This window comes from Streptomyces sp. NPDC020780 (genome assembly GCF_044334475.1).
GTDB lineage: Bacteria > Actinomycetota > Actinomycetes > Streptomycetales > Streptomycetaceae > Streptomyces.
In genome coordinates, this window is sequence record NZ_JBIRTB010000010.1 from 179,675 (window position 1) to 200,195 (window position 20,521).

14 protein-coding genes are annotated in these 20,521 nt (G+C 71.1%); 4 read left to right on the forward strand and 10 right to left on the reverse strand.

Annotation, left to right across the window (positions count from 1 at the left end; all coding sequences use genetic code 11):
• Positions 1 to 35: 35 nt before the first annotated feature.
• The 3 genes from ACH4VO_RS21035 to ACH4VO_RS21045 form a co-directional block, all read right to left on the reverse strand.
• A complete protein-coding gene (locus tag ACH4VO_RS21035; RefSeq protein WP_360987384.1) occupies positions 36 to 1,082 on the reverse strand; it encodes an IS30 family transposase in 1,047 nt (348 codons plus the stop codon).
• A gap of 668 nt (positions 1,083 to 1,750) precedes the next feature.
• Positions 1,751 to 3,961, reverse strand: a complete 2,211-nt coding sequence (locus tag ACH4VO_RS21040) for an MMPL family transporter (protein WP_360987135.1) — start codon at positions 3,959 to 3,961, stop codon at positions 1,751 to 1,753.
• A gap of 113 nt (positions 3,962 to 4,074) precedes the next feature.
• Positions 4,075 to 4,647, reverse strand: coding sequence for a TetR/AcrR family transcriptional regulator (locus ACH4VO_RS21045; RefSeq protein WP_360987133.1), 573 nt, complete (start codon positions 4,645 to 4,647; stop codon positions 4,075 to 4,077).
• A 179-nt stretch (positions 4,648 to 4,826) separates the two neighbouring features.
• Here ACH4VO_RS21045 and ACH4VO_RS21050 point away from each other — a divergent pair, with 179 nt between their 5' ends.
• Positions 4,827 to 8,192 (forward strand): S41 family peptidase, encoded by a 3,366-nt coding sequence (locus ACH4VO_RS21050; RefSeq protein ID WP_360987131.1) that lies wholly within the window; start codon positions 4,827 to 4,829, stop codon positions 8,190 to 8,192.
• Between the two features lie 507 nt (positions 8,193 to 8,699).
• On the opposite strand, the gene ACH4VO_RS21055 is transcribed toward ACH4VO_RS21050, so the two are convergent.
• The 4 genes from ACH4VO_RS21055 to ACH4VO_RS21070 all read right to left on the reverse strand — a co-directional run bounded on the left by ACH4VO_RS21055 (position 8,700) and on the right by ACH4VO_RS21070 (position 12,350).
• Positions 8,700 to 8,924 (reverse strand): hypothetical protein, encoded by a 225-nt coding sequence (locus ACH4VO_RS21055; RefSeq protein WP_360987129.1) that lies wholly within the window; start codon positions 8,922 to 8,924, stop codon positions 8,700 to 8,702.
• An 86-nt stretch (positions 8,925 to 9,010) separates the two neighbouring features.
• Positions 9,011 to 9,895 carry an SDR family oxidoreductase gene (locus ACH4VO_RS21060; RefSeq protein ID WP_360987127.1) on the reverse strand — a complete coding sequence of 295 codons (885 nt, stop codon included), beginning with the start codon at positions 9,893 to 9,895 and terminating at the stop codon, positions 9,011 to 9,013.
• Positions 9,892 to 10,833 carry an alpha/beta hydrolase gene (locus ACH4VO_RS21065; protein WP_360987125.1) on the reverse strand — a complete coding sequence of 314 codons (942 nt, stop codon included), beginning with the start codon at positions 10,831 to 10,833 and terminating at the stop codon, positions 9,892 to 9,894. Before ACH4VO_RS21065 ends, ACH4VO_RS21060 begins: the two co-directional genes overlap by 4 nt.
• Positions 10,830 to 12,350: an NAD(P)/FAD-dependent oxidoreductase gene (locus ACH4VO_RS21070; protein ID WP_360987123.1), complete on the reverse strand. Its 1,521-nt coding sequence runs from the start codon at positions 12,348 to 12,350 to the stop codon at positions 10,830 to 10,832. The genes ACH4VO_RS21065 and ACH4VO_RS21070 overlap by 4 nt, the downstream gene beginning before the upstream one ends.
• A 169-nt stretch (positions 12,351 to 12,519) precedes the next feature.
• Here ACH4VO_RS21070 and ACH4VO_RS21075 point away from each other — a divergent pair, with 169 nt between their 5' ends.
• A complete protein-coding gene (locus tag ACH4VO_RS21075) occupies positions 12,520 to 13,257 on the forward strand; it encodes a MerR family transcriptional regulator (RefSeq protein ID WP_360987382.1) in 738 nt (245 codons plus the stop codon).
• An 83-nt stretch (positions 13,258 to 13,340) separates the two neighbouring features.
• Here the strand turns inward: ACH4VO_RS21075 and ACH4VO_RS21080 are convergent, their stop codons facing one another.
• Entirely contained in the window at positions 13,341 to 14,156 is an 816-nt protein-coding gene (locus ACH4VO_RS21080) for an exodeoxyribonuclease III (protein WP_360987121.1), read from the reverse strand.
• A 50-nt stretch (positions 14,157 to 14,206) separates the two neighbouring features.
• Between ACH4VO_RS21080 and ACH4VO_RS21085 the strand changes: the two genes are divergently transcribed.
• On the forward strand, positions 14,207 to 14,683 hold the full coding sequence (locus ACH4VO_RS21085) for a GNAT family N-acetyltransferase (RefSeq protein ID WP_360987119.1): 477 nt from the start codon (positions 14,207 to 14,209) through the stop codon (positions 14,681 to 14,683).
• 41 nt (positions 14,684 to 14,724) lie between these two features.
• Here the strand turns inward: ACH4VO_RS21085 and ACH4VO_RS21090 are convergent, their stop codons facing one another.
• Both ACH4VO_RS21090 and ACH4VO_RS21095 read right to left on the reverse strand, forming a co-directional pair.
• Entirely contained in the window at positions 14,725 to 15,510 is a 786-nt protein-coding gene (locus ACH4VO_RS21090; RefSeq protein ID WP_360987117.1) for an SAM-dependent methyltransferase, read from the reverse strand.
• A 654-nt stretch (positions 15,511 to 16,164) separates the two neighbouring features.
• Positions 16,165 to 18,999 (reverse strand): TIR domain-containing protein, encoded by a 2,835-nt coding sequence (locus ACH4VO_RS21095; RefSeq protein WP_360987115.1) that lies wholly within the window; start codon positions 18,997 to 18,999, stop codon positions 16,165 to 16,167.
• Positions 19,000 to 19,788: 789 nt separating this feature from the next.
• Between ACH4VO_RS21095 and ACH4VO_RS21100 the strand changes: the two genes are divergently transcribed.
• A complete protein-coding gene (locus ACH4VO_RS21100) occupies positions 19,789 to 20,496 on the forward strand; it encodes a YwqG family protein (RefSeq protein ID WP_360987113.1) in 708 nt (235 codons plus the stop codon).
• The last annotated feature ends 25 nt before the right edge of the window (positions 20,497 to 20,521 follow it).

Genomic DNA, 20,521 nt, shown 5'->3' on the forward strand with positions numbered 1-20,521 from the left:
TTGGGTTCAAGGGGTCGTCGCAACACCGCCTGGTTCTAGGTGGTGAGTAGATCACGTAGGCGCTCGGCTGGGGTATCCCAGCCGAGCGTCTTGCGTGGGCGGCCGTTGAGTTCCTGGGCGACGTGTTCAAGGTCTTCGGGACTGTGGACGCTCAGGTCGGTGCCCTTGGGGAAGTACTGCCGCAGCAGCCCGTTCGTGTTCTCGTTCGAGCCGCGCTGCCAGGGCGAGGCGGGGTCGCAGAAGTAGACGGGCATGCCGGTGGCCATGCTGAACTGCTTGTGGCGTGCCATCTCGCTGCCCTGGTCCCAGGTGAGCGAGCCGCGCAGGTGGGCGGGCAGGGTCTGGATCGTGGCGACGAGACCGTCGCGGACGGTCTCGGCATCGTGGGCTCCGCCCGGCAGGTGGACCAGCATGGTGTAGCGGGTGCTGCGTTCGACCAGGGTGGCGATCGCGGAGCGCCCGCCTGCGCCGATGATCAGGTCGCCTTCCCAGTGGCCGGGCACGGCCCGGTCCTCTACGTCGGCGGGGCGGTCGCTGATCATCACCATCGGGTCGGTGAACCGTGGGGTACGCCGCTGTGGGTCGCGGCGTGGCTTGCGGCGGGTCCGGCCGGAGCGGACGGCTGCCTGCACTTCCCGTTTCAGGCCGCCGCGGGCCTGAAACGGGAAGTGCAGCGCCTGGTAGATCGTTTCCACGCTCACCCGCATGCTCTCGTCGTTGGGATACTCCGTAGTCAGAGCGTGGCAGATCTGCTCCGGTGACCACCTCCTGCGCAGTTGGTCCTGGACGAAGCGGCGCAGCCGTCCCTCGCGCAGCAGCTTGCGCTCCTTGGGCCGGGGCCTGCGCGCGGCGGCGGCGCGGTGGGCGGCGTAGGGCTGGTAGCCCTCGCGGCCCGCGTTCGCGTCGATCTCCCGCTTGACCGTGCTCGCCGAACGCCCCAGGGCCCGTCCGATCGCCCTCAGCGACTGACCCGCCGCGCGGAGGTCGCGGATCTTCTCGCGCTCGGCGAGCGTCAGAAACCGCGGGTGAAGCTGCTTCTCCAGGGCCGTCAGGCCCACCGGTGCCGTGGTCACGCCGCCCATCGTGACGGTCCCGGTGGCGTAGTCGACACGGCGCCCGTCGGCATAGGTGCGCGTGGTGCGGCTCTTCTTGACGCCCCAGTCCCAGTCCTTGGCCGTGCGCTCGTTCACGCCGACCTGCCGGGCCGCTGCCCGGCGGACGACACCGGCGGCCCGAAGCCGCTCGTACTCGTCCCGCCCGGGATGCCGGCGCGACAGACGCACCGAACTCCGCCCGGCCTTCCGGGCCCAGCCGAAGGCGGTGTTCCGGTTCACCCCCAGCTCCCGGGCCACCACGGTCACGTTCCCCACAACATCCAGCCGGGCAAGGAAACGCTCCCTCAGCCTCGCAACGCCATCGCGTCCAACGACCACGGTCCTCGCAACTCCCACAGATCGCGGGTGTTGCGAGGACCGTTAGAACCCAAGCCGCGCACGGGGGCCTTCCACCTCCCGGCCGTCCCGCCGCTCCCGGCGGGCACGCGACGACAGCTACGGCGCCTCACCGCGGTGCCGGAACGTCCGTACACATCCCGTACGCGAACGTCCCTCCGCCGTGCGACGCACCGCGCCCGGCGCCGCGCGCCGATCCACCGGGAGCAGGGGGACAGCCTTCCGGCCCCCCGTCCCCCCAGGCGACCGGCGCCCCGGGGCCGCGTCCCGCTCGGACGCGGCCCCGGGGTCCGTACGGCTCAGACGCGGACCGTCTCGCGCGGGCCCTCGTCGGCAGCCGGGCCGGTGAGTTCCTTGCGCAGCCCCTCGCCCTCCACGTCGACGTCGGGCAGCAGGCGGTCCAGCCGGCGCGGCAGCCACCAGGCGCGCTTGCCCAGCAGGGCGAGCACCGCCGGCACGATGGCCATGCGCACCACGAAGGCGTCGAACAGGACGGCGACGGCCAGCGAGAAGCCGATCATCTTGATCATCGACTCGCTGGAGCCGATGAAGCCGGCGAAGACCGCCATCATGATCACCGCCGCGGCGGTGACCACCCGGGCCCCGTGCCGGAATCCGGTGACGATGGCCTGACCGGGCGTCTCCCCGTGGACGTACGCCTCACGCATCCGGGTGACCAGGAAGACCTCGTAGTCCATGGCGAGGCCGAAGACCACGCCGACCATGAAGATCGGCATCATGCTCATGATCGGGCCCGTCTGCTCGACCCCGAAGAGGGAGGCGAGCCAGCCCCACTGGAAGACCGCGACGACGGCGCCCAGAGCCGCGACGACCGAGAGCAGGAAGCCGAGGGCCGCCTTCAGGGGCACCAGCAGCGAACGGAAGACCACCATCAGCAGCAGGAAGGCCAGCCCCACGACGAGCGCCAGGTAGGGCAGCAGCGCGTCGTTCATCTTCTGCGAGAAGTCGATGTTCATCGCCGTGGCACCGGTGACCAGCACCTCGGCGCCCGTCTCGTCCTTGATGCCGGCGCCCGCGTCACGGATCGAGTGGACGACCTGCTCCGTTGCGGTGGAGCTGGGCCGGTCCTTCGGGATGACCGTGATGGTCGCGGCGTCACCCGCCTTGTTGAAGGTGGCGGGGGTGACGGCCGCCACGTGCGCGATGCCCTCGATCTCCTGGGAGACCTGGCTGACCGCGGTCCTGCCGTCCGAGCTGTTCCTGGTGTCCACGACGACCAGCAGGGGGCCGTTGAAGCCGGGGCCGAAGCCGTCGGAGAGCAGGTCGTAGGCCTGGCGCTGCGTCGTGCTCCTCGGCTGGGAGCCGTCGTCCGGCAGACCCATCTCGAGCGAGGCGGCCGGCAGGGCGATGGTGCCGAGGCCGATGACTCCGGCGAGCAGGACCCACACGGGCCTGCGCAGCACGAACCGCGCCCAGCGGGTGCCCATGTTCGGCTTCGCCTCGGGCCGGTTCTCCGCCTCGGCCGCCTTGCGGGCCGCGCGCCCCATGATCCGCTTGCCCGCGAAGCCCAGCAGTGCCGGGACGAGGGTGAGGGCGATGAGGACGGCGATCACGACCGTACCCGCGGCGGCGAAGCCCATCTTCGACAGCATCGGGATGTTGACGACGGCGAGGCCGACCAGCGCGATGACGACGGTCAGGCCGGCGAAGACGACCGCGGAGCCCGCGGTCCCGACGGCCCGCCCGGCGGCTTCCTCCCGCTCCCGGCCCTCGGCCAGTTCGGCGCGGTAGCGGGAGACGATGAAGAGCGCGTAGTCGATGCCGACCGCCAGGCCGATCATCATGGCGAGCGTGGAGGTGGTGGACCCCAGGTCGAACACGTTCGCCAGCGCCGTGATCAGCGAGACCCCGATGCCGACGCCGATGAGCGCGGTGAGCAGGGGCAGCCCCGCGGCGATCAGCGATCCGAAGGTGATGACCAGCACCACCGCGGCCATGGCGACTCCGATGATCTCGGTGGCCCCGGTCTCCGGCATCACCTGGAGCGCGTCACCACCGATCTCCACGGTCATCCCGCTGCTCCGCGCGGACTCCCCCGCGTGCTCCAGGGAGTCCCGCGTCCCGTCCGTCAGCTCCATGGAACTGGCGTCGTAGGAGACGGAGATGTACGCCGTCGAACCGTCCTTGCTGACGGCGTTCGCCGTGTACGGGTCGGCGACCGAGGCGATCTGGTCCGAACCGGACTTCAGCTCGCCGACGATCTCCTCGACCTCGGCCTTGTTGCCCGCGTCGGTCACCTTCTCGCCCTCGGGGGCCTTGAAGACGACCCGGGCGGTCGCGCCGTCGGCGCTGCCTCCGGGGAAGCGCTGTTCCAGCAGGTCGAAGGCCCGCTGAGCCTCGGTGCCGGGGATCGAGAAGGAACTGGAGGTGGCGGTGGACGCGGAGGCGGCACCGAACCCGGCGAGCGCCAGCAGTGCGACCCAGACGAGGGCGACATAGCGGCGGCGCCGGAAGGCGAGCCGCCCCAGCTTGTAGAGGAATGTGGCCACGGAGGGGTACTCCCGGTCAGGTCGTTGAGTGGAAAAGGGCGTGAGGAACCAGCCCGACGACGAGAGCGGCGTGTCAGGTGGGGCGTCGGGGAGAGGTCTGCGGAGTGCGGGCGTCAGACGCCGAGGGCGGGGAACACCACGGCTTCGACGTAGTCGACGAGGAACGCCTGGTCGACGGGGCGTTGCTCGACCAGTTCGCGGGCGGCGAGGGCGCCGATCATCATGTGCGGTACGTAGGCGAGCGCGGGATTGTCCGGACGCACCTCACCCCGGTCCACGGCCCGCTGGAGCAGCGCCTGCAGGCCGTTCATCTCCGGCTCGACGAGCAGCTCGCGCAGAGCCTGGAAAAGATCGGGGTTGTCGTGGACGGCATGGGTCAGACCCCGCATCAGCGCGGAGTTCTTCTCCATCTGGCAGTCGTCGGTACGCAGGAGCACGGCCTGGACGTCGCCGCGCAGCGAACCGGTGTCGATCTCGGCAAGGTGGACCGGCTTGTTGTTCCGGAGCGCCCTGACGACCAGCTCGGCCTTGCTCCCCCACTGGCGGTAGAGGGTCGCCTTGCTGGAGCGGGTGCGGGCGGCGACGGCGTCCATGGTGAGGGCTTCGTAGCCGACCTCGCCCAGCAGATCGAGCACGGCGGCGTACAGCTCACCCTCCCGTTCGGGCGTGAGCCGGCTGCGTGCCATGGGTCGACCTCCTCTTTCCGTCGCGCCTGCGGATCGTACGCCAGCCGGTGATCAACCATGCGAACGAAACTGTTTCGTACACTTCGAACCTACTCCCTTCCCTGAGCGAAACCAAACCGTTTCGCTGTGTCCTGCACCACAAGTTGCCCCAGGCCCTTCGCGCGGAAAGCATGGGGAATGTGAGTGACGACGTCGCGTATCTCCGCTTCCCGCACCTCCACCAGGATCTGCTCTGCTTCGCGGCCGAGGACGACCTCTGGGTCTCCCCCCTCGCCCCGGCGGGACAGCGGCCCGGCCGGGCGTGGCGGGTGACCGTCGACCGGACCAGGGTCAGCCATCCGCGCTTCTCGCCCGACGGCAGCCGTATCGCCTACACGACCTGGCGCACGCTCGACCCCGAGATCCACCTGGCCCCTGTCGACGGGGGACCCGCCCGCAGACTCACGTACTGGGGTTCGACCGACGCCCGGGTCTGCGGCTGGAGCCCCGACCCCGGCGACACCTCCCAGATCCTCGCCGTGTCCTCGCACAACCAGCCGTTCTCCTACTTCTCGTGGGCCTACAGCGTCCCCACCGACGGCGGCCCCGGTGGCAAGCTCCCCTGGGGCCCCGTCTCCGACATCGCCGTCGCCGACATCGACGGGGAGCGGCGCACCCTGCTGCTCACCGGCAAGCCGCCGCACGAGCCGGCGGCCTGGAAGCGCTACCGGGGCGGGGCGACCGGGCGGCTCTGGCTGCACGGCGAGCGGCTGCTCCCGGACATCGGCGGGCACCTGGACGCGCCGATGTTCGTCGGCCGCCGCATCGCCTTCCTCTCGGACCACGAGGGGGTCGGCAATCTGTACTCGTGCCGGACGGACGGCAGCGACCTGCGCCGCCACACCGACCACGACGCGTTCTACGCCCGGCACGCCTCCAGCGACGGGAGCCGGGTCGTCTACCAGTGCGCGGGGGACCTCTGGCTGGTCGACGACCTGGAGTCGCCGGACGCCGGACCGCGGAAGCTGGAGGTCCGGCTCGGCGGGCCGCGGGCGGGGCGGCGTACGTACCAGGTTCCGGCCGCGAGCCACGTCGACTCGCTCTCCGTGGACGAGACGGGCCGGGCGAGCGCCGTCTCGGTGCGGGGCAGCCTGTACTGGCTCACGCACCGGGACGGCCCCGCCCGCACGATCCACGACTCCCCGGGGGTGCGGGTCCGGCTGCCGGAGATGCTCGGCAGCAGCGGCCGGATCGCGTACGTCACCGACGCGGACGGCGACGACGCCGTCGAGATCGCCTACCTCCCCCGGGCCAGCGGTGAACGCCGGCCGCGCCGGCTGGCCTCCGGACGCCTGGGCCGGGTCCACGAGATGATCTCGGACCCGCAGGGCGAGCGGCTGGCCATCGCCTCGAACGACGGCCGTCTCCTGCTGCTCGACACGGCGGAGGGAGAAGAGGAGGAGGAAGCGGCGGCGGCACTCCTGGACGGGACCGCCGAACCGGTCGACGCCCAGCCACCCCGCACGGCCTCGGAGTGCGAGGTCACCGAGCTCGTCCGCTCCACCAACGGCCCGGTCCGGGACCTGGCGTTCTCCCCCGACGGCGCCTGGCTGACCTGGTCGCACCCGGGCGTCGGCCGGTCGCTCCGGCAGATCAAGCTGGCCAGGATCACCGGGCCCGACGCCCCGGTGACCGTGGACGTGACCAACGGCCGCTTCGAGGACGAGAACCCCGTCTTCACGGGTGACGGCCGCTATCTCGCCTTCCTCTCCTGGCGCGGCTTCGACCCGGTGTACGACGTCCACACCGGCGACCTCTCCTTCCCGCTCGGCTGCCGTCCGTACCTGGTCCCGCTCTCCTCCGCGACCCCGTCCCCCTTCGCCCTGCTCCCGGACGGCCGTCCGGCGGCAGGCGGGCTCGACCCGGTGGACGTCGCCGAGGGCGCGCCCCCCGAGGGCACCACGGTCACCGTGGAGTTCGAGGGCCTGGAGAGCCGGGTGACGCCCTTCCCGGTCTCCGCGTCGAAGTACTCGGCACTGCACCCGGTCAGCGGCGGCGGGCTGGTCTGGCTGCGCTGGCCGATCTCCGGCGCCCTGGGCGAGACGTTCGCCAACCCCGCGGACATGTCGGGCCGGCCCACCCTGGAGCACTTCAACGTCTCCAAGGCCCGCAGGACCGAACTCGTCGGCCACCTCGACTGGTTCGCTGTCAGCGGGGACGGATCGCGGCTGGTCGTCATGGACAACGGCGAACTGCGGGCCGCCCCGTCCGACGAGCCCGGCGACGGCGACTCCACCGTCTTCCTCGATCTGCGCCGCATCCTGCACGACGTCGACCCGGCGGCCGAGTGGCGGCAGGCGTACGGGGAGGCAGGGCGCATCATCCGCTCCTACTTCTGGGAGCCTGACATGTGCGGCATCGACTGGGACGGCGTACTGGAGCAGTACCGGCCGCTCGTCGAACGCGTCGCCACACCCGACGAGTTCGCCGACCTGCTGCGCGAGGTCCTGGGCGAACTGGGCACCTCCCACGCGTACGTCTCCCCCGCCCGCCGCAACGAGGGGCCCCCGCACTACCAGCGGGCGATCGGCCTGCTGGGCGCCAACCTCGTATGCCGGGACGGCGACTGGACGGTGCGGCGCATCCTGCCGGGCGACTCCTCGGACTCCAAGGCCCGTTCCCCGCTCGCCGGCACGGGCATCCGGGAGGGCTCGGTCCTCACCCATGTCGACGGCCGGCCGGTCGACCCGGTGGCAGGCCCCTACCCGCTGCTGACGGCGGCCGGCGGCACCACGGTCGAGCTCACCTTCCGACCCACGGGGGGCGAGTGCGGAGGCCGCTCACGCCGTGTCGCGATCGTCCCCCTGGTCGACGAACGCCCCCTGCGCTATCAGGACTGGGTGGCCAAACGCCGTGAGATCGTCAGGGAGTTGAGCGACGGCGCGTGCGGGTACCTGCACATCCCCGACATGGGTGGCTCCGGATGGGCGCAGTTCAACCGCGACCTGCGGCTGGAGGTGTCGCGCCCCGCGCTGATCGTGGACGTACGCGGCAACGCCGGGGGCCACATCAGCGAGCTGGTCATCGAGAAGCTCACCCGCACGATCCTCGGCTGGGACCTGACCCGCAACGCCCAAGCGGTGTCGTACGCGTCCAACGCGCCCCGGGGCCCGGTGGTGGCCCTGGCCGACGAAGCCACGTCCTCCGACGGCGACATGATCACCGCCGCCTTCCGGCTGCTGAAACTGGGTCCGGTGGTGGGACAGCGCACCTGGGGCGGGGTGGTCGGCATGACCGGCCGCCACCGCCTCGTCGACGGCACGGTGATCACGGTGCCGATGAACGCGGCCTGGTTCGACACGTACGGCTGGTCCGTCGAGAACCACGGCGTGGAACCGGACCTGGAGGCGCTGCGCACCCCCCTGGACTGGGCGGAGGGCCGCCACGCCGTCCTGGACGACGCGGTCCGCCTCGCCCTGGACCTCCTCACCGCCCACCCGGCGGCGACACCCCCCACCTACGCCACGGCCCCGACCCTGCGAAGGCCCACGCTCCCCCCGAGGTGACGCGGCGGGGCGGCTCCCGACCACCCGGCACTCCAACTCCGCCCCGCCCGGCGCCCGAGGGCCGGAGGCCCGCGCCTGCACACGCGCCCTTGGAGCCCGGCAGTCGCTTCCGTCCCGCCCGCTCGAAGGCCGGCCACCCTCCCACCTCACCCCACGCACAAAAGCAGTCCCATCCAGCCCGTCCAGCCGTCCGGCGCGCTTGAAGACCGGGCGCCTCCCGCCGCCCCGCCCCGCCCCGCCCACAAGGGGCCGTCCCATCCAGCCCGTCCGGCGCTTGAGGACCGGGGGCCCGGGGGCGGAGCCCACGGTTCGGGAAGGGGCGGGTAGGGGAACAGGCCCCGCGCAGCGGCCCGACCCCACCCCGGCACCCGGCACCCCGGCCCGCACCACCCCCCGCGGCCCCCCGGACCACCCCGCACGAGAAGGGGTGCACCCGACAGAAGCCGGATGCACCCCTCGGACACCGCAGACGCACCACCGCGTCTCACGCCGCCCGCTCCCGCCACGTCAGCGGTCGAAACGCTCACGCGTCCGGTCGGCCGCGTCCTGCGCGTCGTCCTGCATCCCGGACGCACGGCCCGAAGCCTTGTCGGCGGCCCGGCCGGCAGCGCCGGAGGAGGGGGTGGAGGAGGAACGCTCCTGCGCCCCCTCGCCCTTGCCGCCCTGCTTCTTCTGCTTGGCCTGGTCGGCGAGCTGCTGCGCCTTGTCCTTGAACTGGTCTGCGATGCCCATGCTGTTCACTCCTGTGTGGGTGCGTGGGGGCGGCCCCGTAAGGACCTCGCTCAGACTTACACACCCGGACATCCGACGCATTTCGATCAATGGTGCTGAGCCCGCGCCTCCCGGTCCGCCTTGCCTCCGGCCCCGACGAGTCCCTTGCTCACACCACCGAGCCGCGGCCCGAACCGCCTCATCTCCCGCTGCCCGACGGACCCGATCACCATCGGCAGGTATCCCCGTATCGACTGCATCCCCCGCAGCCACCACTGGGCGTACACATGCGCGGACCGCCGTTCGATCCCGGCCACGATACGGTCCACCGCCGGTCCCAGCGGGTACGTACGGTTCGTCGGCCACGGCAGCCGCTGCCTCAACTCCCGCATGACGTCGTCCGCGTCGGCACCGCGCACCATGTCGGTGTCGGTCCACGACAGGTAGCCGACCCCGACCTTCACCCCCCGGTAGCCGACCTCGGCCCGCAGGCTGTGCGCGAACGCCTCCACGCCCGACTTGGACGCGCAGTACGCACTCATCATCGGCGCGGGGGTCATCGCGGCCAGCGACGCTATCTGGAGGAAGTAGCCGCGGCTCTCCATGAGTACGGGCAGGAACGCACGCCCCGTGACCGCCCCACCGATCAGGTTCACCTCGATGACCCGCCGCCACGCCTCCGGATCGGAGTCCACGAGCGGGCCGCCCGCGGCGACACCGGCGTTGGCGACCACGATGTCGATCTTCCCGAAGCGCTCCTTCACCTCGCGGGCGACCTCCGCCATGGCCACGTGGTCGGTGACGTCCGCGAACCAGTGGCCGCTCTCCCCGTGCAGCCGCTCCGCGACCTTCTTCAGTTCGTCCGGTTCCAGCCCCACCAGCGCGAGCTTCGCACCCCGCGCGGAGAGCTTGCGCGCCAGCAGCTCGCCCACACCGCGCGCCGCGCCCGTGACGACGACGACCTGTCCGTCCAGACTCCGCCTGCCGCTCATGCGACCTCCTTCTCGCTCACGGCCTGTGCCGCACTGTCCACAGTGACGTACCGGGCGGCGAGTTCCCGTAGTTTCGCCGTGACCACCTCGGGCGCCTCGACCGGTGTCATGTGACCCGCACCCGCCAGCTCCGTGAGCCCGAGGCTCTGCGGCAGCGCCGCCTCGATGGTCCGCGCGTGCACGGGCGGCGTCAGCCGGTCCTCCGTGCCCGCGATCACCGCGGTCGGGAGCCGCAGCTCCTGTATGCCCGCCTCGACGTCGAGCTCGGCGAGCACGTGCCCCCAGGCGACGCGCGCCCCGCGGGGACACGCGTGGACGATCCTGGCACAGGCGTCGACCCGCTCCGGGGCCGAAGCACGTCCCATCGTCGCGTACTTGAGGATCGCCTTCGAGACGCCCGTGACCGGCCCCAGCGGGGCCCGGGCCCCGAGGACCGCCCGGGTCATCCGGGTACGGAAGGCGCCGGCCCGTATCGGCAGCACCAGCGACTCGGCGGTCAGCCGGGAGCTCCCGGTGCTGCACAGCAGCACAGCCGCCCCGTGCTCACGCACGGCGTCCCGCCCGGCGGCCGCCATCAGCGTCATCCCGCCCATGGAGTGCCCGGCGAGCACGGCCTTGCGCCCGGGTGCGAGCGTGGCCCCGAGCACCGCTTCCAGGTCGTCGGCCAGCGCGTCCGTGCTGTATCCGCCCGGGCCCGCCTCCGGCGAACGGCCGTGCCCCCGCTGGTCGTAGGCGACGACCCGGTGGTCGGCCGCCAGGTCCCGTATCTGGTCCGCCCAGAACCGGGTGCTGCAGGTCCAGCCGTGCGCCAGGACCACGGCCGGGGCGTCCTCGGGTCCGTGCAGTTCTACGTGGAGGCGCGCGCCGTCCGCGGAGATGACGGTCAGTTCCCGTACGGGTACGGGCGGGGCTTCCGCCCGGTGCGGCAGCCGGCTCATCGCGCGGCCTCCTCGGTGAGGGCCGGCGCCCGGCCGCCGGGGACAGGGGGCCGGATCACCTCGTACTCCCCGAGGTCGACCGTCCGCGTGGCCCGGCGGAACTCGGCCGTCGTGCCGGGCCAGACGGTGGTGTTGCGCCCGGCCGCGTCCAGGTACCAGCTGGTGCAGCCGCCCGTGTTCCACACGGTCCGCTTCATCCGCTCCTGGACCCGCCGGTTCCACACGCCGACGGCCGAGGCCCGCGCCCCCAGCGCGGCACGCCCGCCCAGCACGTTCAGCTGGCGCAGGTAGTCGGCCATGTAGTTCAGCTGCGACTCGATCATGAGAATCATGGAGGAGTTCCCGAGCCCCGTGTTGGGACCGATGATGGTCATCCAGTTCGGGAAGCCGGCCGCCGTCGCTCCGCGCAGCGCCTGCATGCCGTCCTTCCAGGACTCGGCGAGCGTGATGCCCTCCGCACCCACGACCCGTTCCGCGATCGGCATGTCCGTCACATGGAATCCGGTACCGAGGATGATCACGTCGGCCTCGGTCTCCGTACCGTCCGCGGCGACCACCGTGGAGCCCCGCACCTCGGACAGGCCGGAGGCGACGACGTCCACGTTGGGCTGCGCGAGCGCCGGGTAGTAGGCGCTGGAGAGCAGGATGCGCTTGCAGCCGATGCGGTAGGAGGGGGTCAGCTTGGCCCGTAGCTCCGGGTCCTTGATCGCGCGGGCCATGTTCGCCTTGGCTATCGACTCGACCAGGCCCAGCTGGTCCGGGTGCTTGGTGAACGCGCCCACCTGCAGCTCACGGATGCCCCAGAGCAGTCCGCGGCGGGCCGTCCCGGTGAACGGGAGCGCGCGGTGCAGCCATTTCTCGGCCCCGCTGATGGCACGGTCCATGCGTGGCATCACCCACGGCGGTGTCCGCTGGAACAGCGTGAGCCTGCCTGCCCGGCGCTGCACCTCCGGCACGATCTGGATGGCGGAGGCGCCCGTGCCGACGACGGCGACCCGCTTGCCGCGCAGGTCGTAGTCGTGGTCCCACCGGGCGGAGTGGAAGACCTTGCCGGGGAAGTCGGCGAGCCCGGGGATGTCAGGCAGTTTCGGATCGGAGAGCGGGCCGGTCGCGGAGACGACGACATCGGCGAGGACCGTCGTGCCGTTCGTGCACTCGATCACCCAGTGCAGCTCGTCGTTGTCCCAGCGCATGACGGTGACGTCGTGGCCGAGCCTGAGGTGCGGGCGCAGTCCGAAGGTGTCGGCCACGTTCTCCAGGTAGGCACGGATGTGCTCCTGCCCGGAGAAGGTGCGGGGCCAGTCGGGGTTGGGGGCGAACGAGAACGAGTACAGGTGGGACGGTACGTCGCAGGCGCAGCCCGGATAGCTGTTGTCGCGCCAGGTGCCACCGACGGACCCGGCCCGTTCCAGGACCAGGAAGTCGGTGATCCCCTCGCGGCGCAGCCGGACCGCGGCGCCGAGGCCCCCGAATCCGGATCCGATCACCGCCACTCGTACGTGCTCGTGCTGGGACATGCTGCCGCCTCCCCGCGGTACATCACACGACTCTGCCAGCAATCGCTGGCATGGTTGGGAGGGTAGAGCAGCTCCGTACTGATGGGTAGGGGGCCGGTCAAAGAAAGTTACCGGCGGTACACCATAGAGTGCGGGTGTGGCTGACGGACACGAGCACCGCGAATACCGCATGGAGGAGCTGGCCCGGGAGGCCGGGATATCCGTGCGCACCCTGCGCTTCTACCGGGAGCGCGGGCTGATCCAGCCACCCCGCCGCGAGGGCCGCATCGCCTGGTACGACGACCACCACCTGGCCCGGCTGCGCACCATCACGGGCCTGCTGGAACGCGGGCACACCCTGAACGGCATCGCCGACCTCGCCACGACCTTCGACAGCGGCCGGGACGTCGCCGAGGTGCTGGGCCTGGGCGAACCGAGCGAAGAGGTACCGGTCCGGCTGACGCCCGAGCAACTCGCCGACTACTTCGGCGACCAGGCCACGGCGGAGAACCTCGCCGCCGCCCTGGACCTGGGCTACCTCGGCACCGACGGCGACGAGATCGTCCACATCAGCCGCCGCCTGCTGGAGGTCTCGGCCGAACTCGTACGGGAAGGGGTGCCGCTCTCCGCGGTGCTCTCCTCCGGCCGGCTGGTCCGCGAGCACGCCGACGCCCTGGCCGATCTCTTCGTCAGCACCCTGAGCGCCTACACCGCGAGCACGGCCGACGGCCAACTGCGGACGCTGGCGCACGCGGTGCTGGACGCGGAACTGTCCATGGCCCTGGACCGGCGGCTCCGCGCGGAGGAGCAGGAACCGGACCGGCGCACGCGGGACCGGCACCCGCAGGGACCCGAGCCGCGGGGCCAGCACCCGCAGGGACCCGAGCCGCGGGAGCACGGATCCGGCCGCTCGGGGCACCGCCCGTAGAAGCACCGCCCGTAGAAAGCACCGCCCGGGCCAGCCTGTCCGCCGGAGCCACACCTCGGGCAGCCCCCGGCAGATGCGGCGCCCTACCGCTCGTAGGTCACCGTCACGGGCGCGTGGTCGCTCCACCGCTCACCGTGGGTGGCGGCGCGCTCCACCCAGGCCTTCACCGCGCGGGCCGCCAGCCCGGCCGTCGCCACGTGGTAGTCGATGCGCCAGCCCGAGTCGTTGTCGAAGGCCCTCCCTCGGTAGGACCACCAGGAGTACGGGCCCTCCTGATCGGGGTGGAGCGCGCGGACCACGTCCACGTAGGCCGCCTCGTCGAACACCCGGGTGAGCCACTGCCGCTCCTCGGGCAGGAAGCCGGAACTCCTCCTGTTGGCCTTCCAGTTCTTGAGGTCGGCCTCGGCGTGGGCGATGTTCCAGTCACCGCACACCACCACCTCCCGTCCCTCGGCGGCGGCCCGCGCCTTCAGGCCCAGCAGGTAGGGGAGGAAGGCCGCCATGAAGCGCTCCTTCTCCTCCTGGCGTTCCGTGCCGACCTCACCGGAGGGCAGGTACAGGCTGGCGACCGTCACCCCGGGGAGATCGACCTCCGCGTAGCGTCCGCTCGCGTCGAACTCCTCGCTCCCGACGACGCCGAACCCGCCGAACCCGATCTGCACGCGCTCCGGCGCGTGCCGCGTATAGAGGGACACCCCCGCACGCCCCTTGGCCGAGGCCGGGGCGTGCACCGCGTGCCAGCCGTCGGGGTTCCGCACCTCTTCGGGGAGCTGATGCGGTTCGGCGCGGACCTCCTGGAGGCAGACGACGTCCGCGTCGGTCTGCGCCAGCCACTCGACGAAGCCCTTCTTCGCGGCGGCACGGAGCCCATTCACGTTTACGGTGGTAACGGTCAGCATTACGGCACAGTACCGACACCTACCGACTGCATACCTGTACTATGTCACGCATGATTATTCAACCTCGGCCGTTCGACCACCCAGACGCCGTGAAACTCAACGACCAGGTGCAGCTCGAATACGCCGAGCGCTACGGGGACGAGGGCGATGTCACACCCCTCGACGCCGCCATGTTCGACCCGCCTCGCGGACTGTATCTGCTCGCCTACGACGAGCAGGGCAGCCCCGTGGCCACCGGGGGCTGGCGCAGTCAGGAGCGGAACGCCGAGGGCTACTCCGACGGCGACGCCGAGATAAAGCGCATGTTCGTGATCCCGGAGGGCCGTGGGCGCGGCCTGGCCCGCCGCATCCTCGCCGCCCTGGAGGCGGACGCCCGAGCGGCCGGCCGCACCCGCATGGTCCTGGAGACGGGCGACCAGCAGCCCGAGGCGATCGCGCTGTACACCTCCAGCGGCTACACGCTCTGCTCGAAGTTCGGCCACTACCGCGAGTACCCGAGCAGCATCTGCATGGCCAAGCCGCTGTAGGGCCGGCGCCTGCCCTTCGGGGCCCTGTTGCGGGAACCCCCTTACGGAACGCGCGCCACATCCACGTAGAACCCGCTCCGCTCGTACACCGGCGCAGGCTCCTCGCGGTACCACTCGGTTGCCGTCACCAGCCCGGGACTGATGAGCTCCAGGCCCTCGAAGAACGGCTCGATCTCCGCGCGCGTACGCATGCGGAGCCCTATCCGGCCCTTCCGGTAAGCGGTCTCCGTCTCCTGCTTCAGTTCCGGGTGCTGATCGGCAGTCCCGTGCGACAGCACGACATAGCTGCCCGAGGGCAGCGCATCGACCAGCACGCGGGTGATGCCGTACGGGTCCTGCTCGTCGGGCAGGAAGTGCATCAGGGCGATGAGGGACAGGGCGACGGGCCTCGCGAAGTCCAGCAGCTCCGCCGCGCGTTCGAGGATCGTCTCCGGCTGCCGCACATCCGCGTGGATGTAGTCGGTCGCACCCTCGGGACGGCTCACCAGCAGCGCTTCGGCGTGGCGCAGCACGATCGGATCGTTGTCCGCGTAGACGACCCGGGCCTGTGGCAGGACGGCCTGCGCGACCTGATGGAGGTTCGGCGAGGTGGGGATGCCGGTTCCGATGTCCAGAAACTGATCCACGCCCTGACGGGCCAGCCAGGCGGACGCCCGGTGCATGAACGCCCGGTTCCGCGCTGCGTTGCCCCGCGCCTCTGCGGGCAGTCTCTCCCCGACCTCCTGGTCGACCGGGTAGTTGTCCTTGCCGCCGAGCAGCCAGTCGTAGACGCGCGCCGGGTGCGGCGTGCTGGTGTCGATACGGGAGCTGGGTCTACCGGCTGTCACAGAACCCTCCATACGAGGCCACGAACAGATGAACTCGGCACCGACCTGCGCACGCCTCAACAGCGTTCACGGGAAGGGTGGATGAGCGAGGACGGCCCAGATTACCGGGTGGTCGCCCCGGTGGGTTCCGAGCCAGGGCCGACACGGACGGGGACAGGGACGGGGACGGGGACGGGGACGGGGACGGGGACGGGCTGAGGGGGTGTGCGGAAGCCGCCTGCCGGACAGTCGTACCGCACGGTCCCTTGCGGGGAGCGGCCTGATAGGGAGCGCTGATCCGGACCTGCCCACCGTGCCGTGGCACCGTCAAGACCGCTAACGCTCCGCACGCACACCCGTGAGCCGGCCGGTACGCCTCGCGATCTACCCGAGATCCCCTTCCCAGTGCAGGAGTACGACACCGGACAACTCCGCGACCGACGTGACGACGAGCAGATCGACCGGCCCGGCGCTGCGGGGGTCAACCGTGTGCGACGAGGCGCTGCTGGACCTCCTTCGCGCGCCGGCAGACGCCCTCCGGAAGCGGTGGTCCGAACATGCCACCACCTGCCCTCCCACGTGGGGGGAAATCCTTACGGCCGTGGCGGCCCGGCCCCGCGGGCACCTGCCACCGATCCGGTGCGCGTCGTCGGGTCAGCCCCTGCGGGACCTCCCTCATCCGGGGCACGGCGCGTCCACATCCAGACCGCCCAGGTACCGGTCGTACTCCTCCTGCGGGAGCGCGCCGGACGCCAGATCGCAGAGGGCCCTCTGCCAGGCCGCCACGTCCAGGGTGCGGCGCACCAGGCCGCCCTCCATGTCGAACGTGGTCACGGTGCCGTCCTCGCCGGCCAGCAGACGTGCGGCCGTGGTGTCCTGGCCGGACTCCTGACCGGGAAGCGTCCAGGAGCCCCGGGACTCGACGGTGGCCGCGTCCCAGAACTGCAGGCCCCGCTCCGTGGCTGAACCGGTGGGCTGGACGAGGAGGGACGTGTCGCTGCTGAAGGCCAGATCCGTCATGCCGCTCGACGCGGTCGTGCCGCGCACGAACTTCCCCGTGTCCACGTCGAGCACGGAGATGAGGCCGTCGAAGTTGATCACTGCGGCTCTCTCGCCCTTCGCGCTGACCACGACCTGGTGCCCGTACATGGTCCATACGGGTTCGATGGAGACCTTGCGCACCCGGCGGTAGTTATTCTCGGCAGTCCACTTCCATACCGTCAGTTCGGCGTTCTGGACGAGTGCCAGGGTCGTGCGGTCCGGGCTGGTGGAGATGGCCATGTCGATGTCCTCGCGGGCGAACGGTACGGACTGGACGACCTGCCACGACCGGGTGTCGACCACCTGCACCGCTTCGTCGGTCGTTCCGACCACGTGGTGGCCGTCCGGCAGGAAGGTCACGGGCGTAAAGGCGTCTTCGAGTGTCGCCTGCCGGCCTGTCCGGCTTCCGTCGCGTAGAGCCCAGAGCGACACCGCGCCCTCCTGCGCCACCACGGCGCGGGTGCCGTCCGGGGAGGCGATTACAGTGTCCTGGCGCAAGGACCGTCTGACGAGTCGGAGGGGCAGACGCCCGAGCTCCCGGACTCCCCTGTCGGTGACGGACCACACCTGTGTTCCGGATCCGGTGGTGCGGGAGGCCGTGCGATCGTCCGGGGCAAGCTCCGCGGGCTTGACGTGCGGCTCGTTCCGGAGCGGGACGCCCACCCGGAGGCTGGTGGTGGAGAAGAGGGAGACGGCGCCGTCCCCCGAACCGGCGGCCACCCACTGTCCGTCCGCGGAGGCGGAGACGCTCGACACCGGCCAGGTGAAGGAGCCGAGGACACGTGTACGGCGCAGCGCACCGTCGTACACGCCCACCACCCCGCCCGCGGCGGCGTACGCCTTTTCGCCCTGTGCGCCGGGCACCACCATCGGCCCGATGTCCCGCTCGTCGGTGCGGGCCAGCCGCCGGCCCCCGACCAGGTCCCAGAGTTGGCGCTTCTCACCGATGTACGCCCTCGATCCGTCGGCCGACAGCGTGACCTCTGTTCTCTCCCCCACGGGGAAGCCGGGAATCTTCCGCCAGGGGCTCCAGGAGGAACCGACCCGCCGGAAGTCGCGGACCGCGCCCGCCCGGGAGTCGAGGGCGAGGAGGCGGCCCGCATCGTCGAAACCGAGGGCGAGACTGTCGGTACCGCCGGTCTCCCTGCTCAGCAGGCGACCGGTCCTCGCATTCCAGACGGCCACGTGGAAGCGGTATTCCGGCTCGTCGGGCGTGTAGAACGCGGCGGCGACCATGTGTCCGTCGCCGGAGAACGAGAACGCCCAGAGGTGCTTGAACGCACCGGCGAGTTCCTCCCCCTTTCCGGCCACGATGGTCCGGACCCGTGTGCGACGGGCCACGTCCCAGATGTCGATCCGGTTGTAGGGCCCCTCCACCGCCAGCGACTGCCCGTCCGCGCTGAACTGCATCCAGCCGCCGTCCTGCGGCCAGCTCCCTCCTTCCAGGTTCGGGAGCGCCTTGCCGGCACCGATGTCGTAGAGATGGATGTGCGTTCCCTCGCCGGACGCGTCGGGATCGAAGTCCGAGTAGTACGCCAGTACGCTCCCGTCCCGGCTGACCGCGACGTTGGTCGCGTTGACGTGCGCCACCCCGTGGAAGTTGGCCACCTTCTCGTTTCCGGCCTGGAGATGCCGGGTCACGCTGCCGTTGGCCGCGACGGCCTGGGCCAGCGCCTGCGCCGACTCGCCCGTGGGCTGGACCTGCTGGGCGTACAGCGCGAACTGCGCGGCCTTGCGCGGATCCCTGGCGACCGTGTCGAGTGCACGGGCCGCCAGCGCCTGCGAGGCGGAGGTACGGGCCCGGGCGAGCGCCTCTCCGCGCTTCTGCCAGGCGTAGACACCGGCTCCCCCGGCCAGCAGTGACAACACCGCGAGGGCGGCCACGAAGTTCCGGAGGATGCGGACGGCGCGGCGTTGCAGACGCAGGTCCTCACTGTCCAGAGCGTCCTTCACCAGGCCGTGCAGAGGCGCGGCGAGGCTGGCCACCCTGTCGCGGAACGGGCTGCCGGGCGCCATGGAGCGGTCGTCGGCGTCGCGGAACGGCCGGAGGTCCACCCACAGCGGTTCGGTGGTGAAGGCGCCGCGCAGCACCGGCGGAAGGGCGTTGGTCCGGCCCCAGTCGAAGTCACCCGCGACGGGATCCCAGACGACGGTGCCCTCGCTGACCGCGATGAGGAAGTTCTCCATGCCGTGGTTGGTGCGCCAGTACTCGATCTCCTCGCGGACCCACCGCGACTCCGCGGCCTCGGGGGAGGCCAGGCAGATGAAGTAGCGGGATCCGGCCAGCGCCGCCTTGATCGACCCGCCCAGGTCATGGCTCGCGGCAAGGCTGGTGGTATCCCGGAAGACCTTCGCCCCGGGGCGGTGCAGCCACGGCGTGCGCAGGATGCCCTGCAGCCCTTTCTGGAGGGCTTCCGCCAGCGGCACGTCTCTTTGGTGGCTGTAGGAAATGAAGGCGTCGCGTTCCAAGATCGTTCCCCCGATGTCCTGACACGGATTGACCGGCGCAACCGAACCACATGCGTGCGAACTCTATGACCGTGCAAAAAGCCGAGGGTGAGTTTGCGACACAGATCGAACCAGCGCGCGAGGGAGTCGAAGGCGCGGTGACGTTCGGTGCGGTGTGTCCCACAGCACGGCAAGCACACGCAGAACCGGCATTCGACGCCGACCACGGACTCAACGGCCGCGCGCGACCGTCGGCACAGACCCGAGACCCCGAACCGCACGAGAACCCTGTCGGGGAGCAAGGGGCAGACAACTCCGCCCCGTCGCCCGAACCGTGGGAGCAGCGGCGTCGGCGAAGCAGGCTCACGTCGACAGCCATCAGCGCACCGCAGGGCCATTCCAGTCCTGCGTCCGCTTCGCCATGCGCGCACATACGCAGCCGGCCCCGCCCACCGCGCCCACGGCGCCGAACCGGGCTTCCCAGGCTGCGGGCATCGGGGATCGACGCCGCTGCTGAACAGCAGTAAGGGCTCTGACCTGGCTGTTCAGATGGATCTCCGGGGTTTGGTGTGCCCGCCGCTCGGAAGTCCGCGGCCACGGTCTGAGAGACCGCCGAGGTCTGTGTCGGTGGTCCCGTGCATGATCGGGTACATGACGTGTGGTTCCCGAGATGCCCTGCGCTCTCTCGCTCTGCAACACCTGTCGCCCGAGGTTGCCGCGAAGTGGCTCGGTCTGCTGCGCCCTGGTGTGCGTCTGGACGCCGCGGCCGGCTCTGACGATGGTGTCGGTCGGCTCGGGGGCCTCCCGTCCTTGCCAGCCACTGTCGAGTGGCCGGTGTGGGGTGGGCACGGGCCACTCTCCTTCATTGCCTCGATCGACTGCGCGCGCCTGCCGGCGGCTGCGCTGGACATCGATCTACCCGCGGCGGGGACGCTGCTGTTCTTCTACTTCGACGGGCAGTTGGACGACGGCGACGCTCTCGTTCTTGCTGAGGACCGGGAGAGCTGGGCGGGCGCCCGCGTGCTCCATGCGGCGGCTGACGAGGAGGTGGCGGAGCGTGGGGCGCCTGCCGGGCTCAAGCCGTATCCGGTGGTGCCGCTGACGGCTCGGGTGGAGATGACGGCGACCGAGCCCTGGCATCCGTCCGTCCGGGCCGCCTTCGCCCCAGGCGCCCCGCTAGGGAACCGTTACGACCACCCCGTCTGCTCGCAGGAGTTCCTCGACGCGCTGTGGGAGTTCGATGATGAGGTGGGGCATCAGATCGGCGGCCACGCTCACTTCGTTCAGAACCCTGTGGAGATCGAGATCGCGGAGGCGGTCCTGGACGGCCAGGTGTCTTGGGACGACCCTCGGCTGTCCGAGGAGTCGAGCAACTGGATTCTGCTGGCCCAGTTCGGCAGCGAGGACGCCGCGGACATGATGTGGGGCGATGCCGGAGCCCTGTACTGGCTGATCCGCCCGGAAGATCTGGCCGAGCAGCGCTTCGACCGGGTGATGTTCACCTGGCAGTGCAGCTGATGACGGCGACACCTCCCGCCTGGGG

Bases quoted from the DNA above. Each gene is read 5' to 3' on its own strand.
- ACH4VO_RS21035 (WP_360987384.1), bottom strand. From the start codon at position 1,082: ATGGGCGGCGTGACCACGGCACCGGTGGGCCTGACGGCCCTGGAGAAG.
- ACH4VO_RS21065 (WP_360987125.1), bottom strand. From the start codon at position 10,833: ATGAGCCGGCTGCCGCACCGGGCGGAAGCCCCGCCCGTACCCGTACGG.
- ACH4VO_RS21060 (WP_360987127.1), bottom strand. From the start codon at position 9,895: ATGAGCGGCAGGCGGAGTCTGGACGGACAGGTCGTCGTCGTCACGGGC.
- ACH4VO_RS21045 (WP_360987133.1), bottom strand. From the start codon at position 4,647: ATGGCACGCAGCCGGCTCACGCCCGAACGGGAGGGTGAGCTGTACGCC.
- ACH4VO_RS21080 (WP_360987121.1), bottom strand. From the start codon at position 14,156: ATGCTGACCGTTACCACCGTAAACGTGAATGGGCTCCGTGCCGCCGCG.
- ACH4VO_RS21070 (WP_360987123.1), bottom strand. From the start codon at position 12,350: ATGTCCCAGCACGAGCACGTACGAGTGGCGGTGATCGGATCCGGATTC.
- ACH4VO_RS21055 (WP_360987129.1), bottom strand. From the start codon at position 8,924: ATGGGCATCGCAGACCAGTTCAAGGACAAGGCGCAGCAGCTCGCCGAC.
- ACH4VO_RS21075 (WP_360987382.1), top strand. From the start codon at position 12,520: ATGGAGGAGCTGGCCCGGGAGGCCGGGATATCCGTGCGCACCCTGCGC.
- ACH4VO_RS21085 (WP_360987119.1), top strand. From the start codon at position 14,207: ATGATTATTCAACCTCGGCCGTTCGACCACCCAGACGCCGTGAAACTC.